The organism is Candidatus Synechococcus spongiarum SH4 (genome assembly GCF_000586015.1).
Lineage (GTDB): Bacteria > Cyanobacteriota > Cyanobacteriia > PCC-6307 > Cyanobiaceae > Synechococcus_B > Synechococcus_B spongiarum_F.
In genome coordinates this window covers 1-4,247 of the sequence record NZ_JENA01000147.1, presented here as the reverse complement: position 1 = coordinate 4,247, position 4,247 = coordinate 1, and the positions used below count along the sequence as shown (strand labels likewise).

Sequence of the window (4,247 nt, the reverse complement as noted above, 5' to 3'; positions counted from 1 at the left end):
CTGGTTCCTGATCCCCCAGGCTGTTGTGTGGCAGGTTGTTTGTGAAATCCATGCGCATCGCCACTTGGAACGTCAATTCCCTCCGGGCCCGTCTTGAGCAGGTGGTCAACTGGCTGGAGACACGCCAGCCGGACGTGCTCTGTCTCCAGGAAACCAAGGTGGCCGACCACCTGTTTCCCCATGACCCGCTGAATGCCGTGGGCTACAGAGCGGTCGCCAGTGGTCAGAAGTCCTATAACGGGGTGGCCCTCGTCAGCCGTGAACCCCTGGATGATGTGCGCATCGGTTTCGACGGGATGTTGGAGGAGGACGAGGAGGCGGTGATCCTCGGTGAGCAGAAGCGTGTGATCAGCGGCCGTCTGGGTTCCCTGCGCATCCTCAACCTTTATGTTCCCAACGGGGCATCCGTTGGCAGCAGGAGCTACGGCTACAAGCTGGCCTGGCTGGATTGCCTGGGCCGCTATGTGGCCATGCAGTTGGAGCAGGGTGAACCCCTCTGCATGGTGGGGGACTTCAACATTGCTCCTGAAGACAGGGATCTGCATGATCCACAGCGGTTCAAGGGCCACGTCATGGCCAGTACACAGGAACGGGAGGCCCTGCAGGTGGTGCTGGGACAGGACCTCAAGGACGGGTTTCGGCGCTTTCACCCGGAAGGCGGCCACTGGAGCTGGTGGGACTACCGCGCTGGAAGCTGGCGGCGGAACCGGGGCTGGCGCCTGGATCACGTCTACCTCACCCGGGACCTCTACGACACCGCAAGGGACTGCTGGATTGATCGCCAGCAGCGGGGTCTGCCCCGGCCCAGTGACCATGCCCCCGTTGTTGTGGAGTTGTTTGCCGGCGCCGGCGCGGACCGTTAGGGGTATGGGTTTACCCTGAACGTTTGACCCATCGAACTCGACGACGTGGCCCCAGCTTCTCCGCTGAATACCACCCGCTCCGAAGAGATCTTTAACGCAGCCCTGGCGCTGATGCCCGGGGGCGTGAATTCACCGGTCCGGGCGTTTCGCTCAGTCATCGGCAAGCCCATCGTCTTTGATCACGTCAAAGGCTCTTCCGTGTGGGATGTGGATGGCAACCGCTATATCGACTACGTGGGCAGTTGGGGACCGGCCATCTGCGGCCACGCCCGTGCCGAGGTGATCAGCGCTCTCCATGACGCCCTGGACCGGGGCGCCTCCTTTGGCGCCCCCTGCCTGCTGGAGAACACCTTGGCGGAGATGGTGATCGAGGCCGTGCCTTCCGTGGAGAAGGTGCGCTTCGTGAACTCCGGCACGGAGGCCTGCATGGCGGCCCTGCGGCTGATGCGCGCCTTCACCGGTCGGGACAAGTTGATCAAGTTCGAGGGCTGCTACCACGGCCATGCGGACATGTTCCTGGTGAAGGCGGGCTCCGGCGTGGCCACCCTCGGCTTGCCTGATTCCCCGGGTGTGCCCCGTTCGGCGACCGCCTCCACCCTGACGGCTCCCTACAACGATCTGGAAGCCGTCAAGGCGCTGTTTGCGGAACACGAAGACCAGATTGCCGGGGTGATCCTGGAGCCTGTGGTGGGCAACGCCGGCTTCATTCCCCCGGATGCCGGTTTTCTGGAGGGCCTACGGGAACTCACCCGTGACCGGGGCTCCCTGCTGGTGTTTGACGAGGTGATGACGGGCTTCCGGATCAGCTACGGCGGCGCCCAGACCCGCTTTGGCGTCACCCCCGATCTCACCACCATGGGCAAGGTGATCGGCGGTGGATTGCCGGTGGGGGCCTACGGCGGTCGAGCCGACGTGATGGCCATGGTGGCGCCGGAAGGCCCCATGTATCAGGCCGGAACCCTCAGCGGCAATCCCCTGGCCATGACGGCCGGGATCGCCACCCTGGAACTGCTCAAGCGCCCCGGCGTCTACGACCGCCTGGAGACCGTCACCAAGCGGCTGGTGGCGGGGATCCTGGAGGCCGGCCGGGAGGCGGGGCTGCCCATCAGCGGCGCCAGCATCAGCGGCATGTTCGGCTTTTTCCTCCGGGATCAGCCCGTGCGCAATTTTGCCGATGCCAAGGAAGCGGACCACGAACGGTTCGGCCGTCTCCATCGGGCCATGCTGAAGCGTGGCGTGTACCTGGCCCCCAGTGGCTTTGAAGCAGGTTTCACCTCCCTCGCCCACAGCGACAACGACATCGACACCACCCTGGATGCCTTTCGCGAATCCTTTGCGGAAATTGCCTGACTGCCCGCCTCCATGGCCCCGGTCAGCGGCGCCAGCGGGCAAGAAACGCCACCAGCACCAGCAGCGCCAGCAGGATGGCTCCTGTATCAATCAGTCCCCAACTGGTCAGCCAGGTGCCCATGATGCCTGCGGCGGTGTGTGGACGGACCAATCAAAGGCTAATCAAAATAGAGCACACTCACCAGGCGGCATTGGTCTTCTGCCATCTGGGCCGTTTCCAGCAGGGTGTGGCTGTCGTGAAACACCATGCAGATCAGTTGGTCGCAGCGCTCGATAATCTCCTTGTTGCACAGAAGACTGGCCTCCTGCAGGGGAAGGTGATCGTGCTCGGGCTTTTCAATCAGGTGAAGCACGTGCTCCATCTGCTGGCGCGACTCCTTGCTCTGCCGTGAAAGGCTCTGGGGCAGCACCACCGTCAAGGCGCTGGGCTTGACCGCCAGAACGCCACGGATGACAGCGGCATTGGTTCCCATGGCCCCGGAGGTGAGCAGGCTGTGACCTTCTCGCACCAGGGCGCTGGCCAGCAACTCCACCAGGTGGGACGTGGTCATGGCCACGTGCCGGGAGCCAAGCATGGCGATTGATCGCTTGCCCTGGCTGTTGAGCAGGGCCAGTTCATGGGCCAGTGTATCAACCCGATCCACCGGGGGGGCGTCAAGGGATCTGGGCAAGGGCTATGCAAAGCTCCTTGCAAAGTAGCAGTCACCCTGCGCCATGGTTGCTTTTACAACGGCTCCGGGACCACGCTCCGGTATCAGGTTTCAGGATCGGGAGCGGGGCAGAGCGAGTCGCTCCAGCAAAGGGGTGAAGTCGCAGTTCTCCTGCATCAGCCGCAAGGCGAAGCTGGCCTTGATGGGCTCATGGAGCCGCACGTTGCCAAAGGCCCGCTCCACCAGCGCCACAGTGCCCAGGGTGTCCTTGCCCACCTTTAACAGGGGCACTTCCAGTTCCCCGGCCCGGGTAATCAACTCTGGAAGGGGGGATGATGCTCCTGTGAGAATCAGGCACTGGGTGGAGGCTTCCAGAGCCGCCAGTTGAATGTCGGTGCGGTCTGCGCCGGTCACCACAGCCATATTGCGCCGCTGCCGGAAGACCTGCATGGCCGAATTGACGCTCATGGCCCCAATGGACAGGCTTTCCACAAGAAGATCCAACCGCTCCTGGCAGCACAGCACCTCCGCATTCAGCCGCTGACTCAACTCGCGGACACTCACGCTCCGCAGCAGGGGGCTACGGGGCAGCACACCCAGCAACGGCAGGTTGAAACGCTTCAGCAGGGGTTCCAGGTCCCGTCTCAAGGAGGGAATCACCTCCGGATCCACGGCATTGAGCACCACGCCCACCGCCCGGCCGTTCAGGCGCTGGCAGGCGTCAAAGAGTGGCTCCAGGCTGGCGCCGCCCTGCCAGGGATGGATCAGCAGCACGGGAGCATCCAGACGGGCCGCCAGGGCTGGCAAGTGCAAACCGAAACAGCAGCCTTCGGCCAGGGAGCCGGGACCCTCCATGATGGTCACCTGGGCTGTGGAGGCCTCCAATTCCTTCTGCAGAACTGGAAAATAGTCCCGCTCCATGGCCTGGCCCAGATGGGCAAAGTCCAGGTGGCCCGTGGAGGCGGAGGCCGCAAGGGAGGGGATCAAATCCGTGGGCGCCAACTGGAGCATGGCCCCAATCAGGTGAGCATCATCGTCAAAAAGACGGTCTGCGGGCTGGCGCTGACGCTCCAGGCTGGTGGCCAGCGGTTTGCTGTAGCGAAAGCTGATTCCCTGGGATCTCAGCCATTGGGCAACCCCCAGAACAAGGGCGGATTTGCCGCTGTACGGCTCTGCCGAGCCGATCAACATGGTGATGGACACGCCAGACCGGGTGCTGGCAGCACTTTAAGCGGAAACCTACGCAGAAAACAGTTGTGTCCAAAAGCTCCGGGGCATGTCGGCAGGCAGCCGACCGCCGGGGTGGCGGGCGCCGCAGCGGCACACCTCCAGGAACCAGAGCACAACCTGATAACCGGGGACCGAGAATTGGTAGCAGGCTCCC

At 63.5% G+C, this 4,247-nt stretch carries 4 protein-coding genes; 2 read left to right on the top strand and 2 right to left on the bottom strand.

Annotated features, from left to right (window positions below; all coding sequences use genetic code 11):
- Positions 1-50 precede the first annotated feature (50 nt).
- Together xth and hemL are read left to right on the top strand one after the other, a co-directional pair.
- Positions 51-863 carry an exodeoxyribonuclease III gene (gene xth / locus BG35_RS10805; protein ID WP_034417684.1) on the top strand — a complete coding sequence of 271 codons (813 nt, stop codon included), beginning with the start codon at positions 51-53 and terminating at the stop codon, positions 861-863.
- Positions 864-908: 45 nt separating this feature from the next.
- The gene (gene hemL, locus BG35_RS0107030; protein ID WP_025782277.1) at positions 909-2,213 is read left to right on the top strand and encodes a glutamate-1-semialdehyde 2,1-aminomutase; all 1,305 of its coding nucleotides are present in this window, start codon (positions 909-911) and stop codon (positions 2,211-2,213) included.
- Positions 2,214-2,371: 158 nt separating this feature from the next.
- Here hemL and BG35_RS0107020 read toward each other — a convergent pair whose 3' ends face one another.
- Together BG35_RS0107020 and BG35_RS0107015 are read right to left on the bottom strand one after the other, a co-directional pair.
- Positions 2,372-2,884, bottom strand: a complete 513-nt coding sequence (locus BG35_RS0107020; RefSeq protein WP_025782276.1) for a DNA-processing protein DprA — start codon at positions 2,882-2,884, stop codon at positions 2,372-2,374.
- A 90-nt stretch (positions 2,885-2,974) separates the two neighbouring features.
- The gene (locus tag BG35_RS0107015; RefSeq protein ID WP_025782275.1) at positions 2,975-4,066 is read right to left on the bottom strand and encodes a phosphotransacetylase family protein; all 1,092 of its coding nucleotides are present in this window, start codon (positions 4,064-4,066) and stop codon (positions 2,975-2,977) included.
- Positions 4,067-4,247 lie beyond the last annotated feature (181 nt).